The organism is Bacillus sp. A015 (assembly GCF_053851875.1).
This window is the reverse complement of record NZ_JBSPZB010000044.1, coordinates 1-3,526: the sequence shown is the minus strand read 5'-3', so window position 1 is coordinate 3,526 and position 3,526 is coordinate 1. Positions and strand designations below refer to the sequence as shown.

Annotated in this window: 5 protein-coding genes; all 5 read left to right on the top strand. The window is 39.3% G+C overall.

Annotation, left to right across the window (positions count from 1 at the left end):
* A partial coding sequence (locus ACSLGF_RS18705; RefSeq protein ID WP_456007813.1) for a polymorphic toxin type 50 domain-containing protein occupies positions 1–1,378 on the top strand: 1,378 nt, incomplete at its 5' end.
* 13 nt (positions 1,379–1,391) lie between these two features.
* Positions 1,392–1,724, top strand: a complete 333-nt coding sequence (locus ACSLGF_RS18700; RefSeq protein ID WP_456007811.1) for a hypothetical protein — start codon at positions 1,392–1,394, stop codon at positions 1,722–1,724.
* Positions 1,725–2,224: 500 nt separating this feature from the next.
* Complete coding sequence (locus ACSLGF_RS18695; protein ID WP_456007809.1) at positions 2,225–2,407, top strand: hypothetical protein; 183 nt, start codon at positions 2,225–2,227, stop codon at positions 2,405–2,407.
* Between the two features lie 91 nt (positions 2,408–2,498).
* Positions 2,499–2,843 carry a structural protein gene (locus ACSLGF_RS18690; RefSeq protein WP_456007807.1) on the top strand — a complete coding sequence of 115 codons (345 nt, stop codon included), beginning with the start codon at positions 2,499–2,501 and terminating at the stop codon, positions 2,841–2,843.
* Between the two features lie 66 nt (positions 2,844–2,909).
* Positions 2,910–3,404: a hypothetical protein gene (locus ACSLGF_RS18685; RefSeq protein ID WP_456007805.1), complete on the top strand. Its 495-nt coding sequence runs from the start codon at positions 2,910–2,912 to the stop codon at positions 3,402–3,404.
* Positions 3,405–3,526: the final 122 nt, after the last annotated feature.

Here is a 3,526-nt window from a genome sequence, read left to right as displayed (position 1 = left end):
TGGTACACTTGATGATACAAGTTTTGGCGGCGATACCTTTGTGGAAGAACACTTTTTAGACAACGCTGTTCATATGGGAATCAAAAACGCCAAAAGTATTGTGAAGGATCAAAAAAAGGCACTCAAAACCATTTTTCAAGACATTGATGACCTCATTTCTTTGGAGGTATTTGATAGCCAAACCTTTGATGAAAAGATCGCAGATGCGGAAGACGAAAGAAAAAAGACGGTAAAAGATTTAATAGAACTTGATCAAAATTTAAAAGATGAATATGCTTTGTCAGAGGCTGAGCAGAAGGCTACAATGGCATTGTACGCAGAAATGATGAATGCGACAAATGACGGAAAATCCATTTCGCCTATGAATTTTGACAAGAAAGCGTATCAAAATAGTGAAATCTACAAGGCAAAAAGCGATATTGAGAAGCAAACTGCTGAATATCTTAAAATCAAAAAAGAACAAGAAGAAGCCCGCGAGATCGAGAAAGAACAAGAAGCACTGGCGAACCGTCCGTGGTATGAAAAAGCACTCGATTATGGCGGAAACATTGTCAATGAGTTGACCGGCGTGAACGATGCAAAACGTGCAGCTACAGGCGTCGATCCAATTACAGGCGAAGAGCTTACCGCAGGCCAGCGAGTCGCAGCAGGTGGCATGGCAGCAGCGGGTTATATCCCTATCGTCGGCTGGGCAGGACGCATTTTCAAAGGTGGAAAAGCTGTCTATAAAACCACTCAAGCCACGTCAGCTGCAGTCAGAGCAGTCGACATCTACAAGACGTCCCAAAAGTCCTTTGACGCCTTGAAGACATCACAAAAAGGCTTATATGGTCTCACCGCAACCAACGGCTTCAGCGAAGCGATTACGGGAAGAGACATGTTTGGGAACAAAATCTCAAAAGAAAAGCAGGAAGCGAGCATGAATGCGGCGCTTGGAATGCTTTTGCCGTTTGGGGCGAAAGGGTTCCATGGGAAGATGGGGATTAAGGGTACCGGTAATGGTGTACCTTCTTATGGAAAGAAGTCAGTACCTCTAGGGCCTTACAGAGAAGTTCATGGATTCCCAGCTAAAATAAAGCCAGGTGCTCAAGAGAAACATATCCCTAATACGCCAAATTACAAACAAGAAATTGCTAATGGAAAAAACAAGAGTATTTTCTATGGCGATAATAAAACAGCACAAGAATTGCTGGATAAGTTTTCAGGGAAGGGTCAACTGCTACCAAATGGTAAAAAAGAAAGAGTCGACTTTGGCAAACCAATTGGAAAATACTATGATGGTCGTGATACTGGGGAATACCTTGAAACTACTAGAGGAATGATTCATTACGGAAAAGACGGAGCACATATAGTGCCTTCAGAACCATTGAAAAAATAAAAGGAGGATACACATGGAATATGATCCTTTAATAGAAGCGTTAAAAAAGTATAAAGATAGTGATTTAATAATAGAGTGGGATAGTGGATTAAAGGTTATTGGTGAACCAGACACACTCTTTGAAACGGACAATGGGTTGGATGAAGATGATATGGGTTATACAGAATACTATGCAGTTGCATTTCAGGTAAATGATATTTTAGCGCATCCAACTAGTGAAGAAAGTGTTTTATATAATTGGTTAATACAAAAGAAAGGTTCATTAGTTGAAATTTCACTTTACGATGATCCACCGAGTGCAGTACTTTTAACCGATGGAAAGAAAGTATGGCAAAAGGAAATATGATAATAGGTTTTATTAATACTTTGACCTTGATTGGTTTTATGCCTTTCAAGGTTTTTTGTGTTTATTGGCCTTCATACCGAGAAAAAAACGAGAAAAAGAGGGGTAAAAAGGGGACCTTTTTTCCAATGTGGATCATCGTATGATAGAAACAAGCAAAACGAACGGAATATGTTGTCCAGAAGGAAGAACCTGCGGACGCTGATCATTGAGCACTTTAAGTGCCTTGATTGGTGTCCGCTTTTTTTATTGGGAGACGCGTCTTTCCCTTATCAATGGCGTATCTGGATACGGAACAAAGGTGTTGAGGAATGTGGCCATACGAGAGGGACATTCTGAGCCTGGATAGCAGCTGGTCTGCGGCAGCCGTATCGAGGACAGTTTTTCATTTTACTTATTGATGATGGACTGTACTTGGCATCCTCTCGGAGTGTAGTCATCATTGAAAAATCTATTTAAGCGAATAGCGTAAGGTGGTACTTATTCGGCAAGGAGCGAGTGACATGAAGATCAGGGATTCTGTTTCTAAAGAGACATTAAAGCAATTTAAAAGCATTGCTCCTGGTTCTAATAGAAAGAAGGAGAGCGATGCTGACCCAATAACGAAACGAGATTGGGAAGAGATCATGGGAACGAGACGCGAAACGTATCAAAGACAAGGCAGCCGAGTCCGAAGAAAACGCTGATTTGATGGGAACAGTCGTCTTTTGGGTGTATGGCTGCAGGTGCTTTGGTGAGGGATAGGAGCGCAAAAATATAAAAAGGGAGATGATGAGCATGGCATCAAAATTTGGTGTATCTGCTAATCCGAAAAAAGCGAATCATATTTTAGGAAAGGACAAGGTTGTGGTTGTTGCGGTTCAAAATCACAATGATTACATTTGTGGGCCAAACCTTATACCTCAACGCAAAGTTGCAGGGAAATGGGAGACAATTAAAACAAATTCCCCGAACCCGCTTAACCTAGGTGAAAAGCTTTATGATCAATTTGACATCAAAGAGTCGCTTGGTAACAAGAAAGGTACTTACCGATTTAAGGTGGATGCTGAACGATATGACAGGCAAGGCAACCATGTTGAAACAGTTGGTACGTTCTACACATCTGAATTTTACGTTAAATAAAATCATTTCACTGAACACATGAAAATTTCCAAATCACCTCCGATATAAGTTTAGGAGGTGATTCTTATGAATGAAATTAACGAATCAACAACATTTGGTCAGAGTAAATACATATCAAGTTATTTGAAACAATTTGGGAAGGGTATGCATAAAGCAACTATTAATCAACAAACAGTATTTAAAGAGAAAATTAAGAAGAAGCATAAACCAAAAGAGATTCAAATGCTTCTGGGTAGGATTGAAGATATGATAGATAATAAGAAATCTTTTAGTCATTACACTACAGCTCTTTTTGCAATCATGTCTTTTTTATTTGGAAGCATGATGAATTATAGTGTTCTTATGCTAAAGAAAGTACATGAATTTGCGCCGTATTTTTTAATCGTGTATGTTGCTGTTTTGGTTGTTGGAATCTGGGTCTTCAATAACCAATTTGAAAAAAAAGAGCTATTAATATTGAACAGATATAAACGATTATTACAAGAATGTTTAGAAGAATTACCTGAAAAGAAAAGCAAAAGACGTTTCTTAAAATTAACAAACAAGTACCGGACACCTTAGGAGATAAGGTGTTTCAGACCGTAGACAAACCCCACCTTTACTTGAAGTAAAAGTGGGGTTTTCACTTATTTTGATAAAATATATCAGTTGGCTTACGCTGGACATGGTCCTTTCCATGTCCA

What these genes read in the sequence shown, in the direction of transcription:
- ACSLGF_RS18700 (WP_456007811.1), top strand. Translation starts at nt 1,392, where the DNA reads ATGGAATATGATCCTTTAATAGAAGCGTTAAAAAAGTATAAAGATAGT.
- ACSLGF_RS18695 (WP_456007809.1), top strand. Translation starts at nt 2,225, where the DNA reads ATGAAGATCAGGGATTCTGTTTCTAAAGAGACATTAAAGCAATTTAAA.
- ACSLGF_RS18690 (WP_456007807.1), top strand. Translation starts at nt 2,499, where the DNA reads ATGGCATCAAAATTTGGTGTATCTGCTAATCCGAAAAAAGCGAATCAT.
- ACSLGF_RS18685 (WP_456007805.1), top strand. Translation starts at nt 2,910, where the DNA reads ATGAATGAAATTAACGAATCAACAACATTTGGTCAGAGTAAATACATA.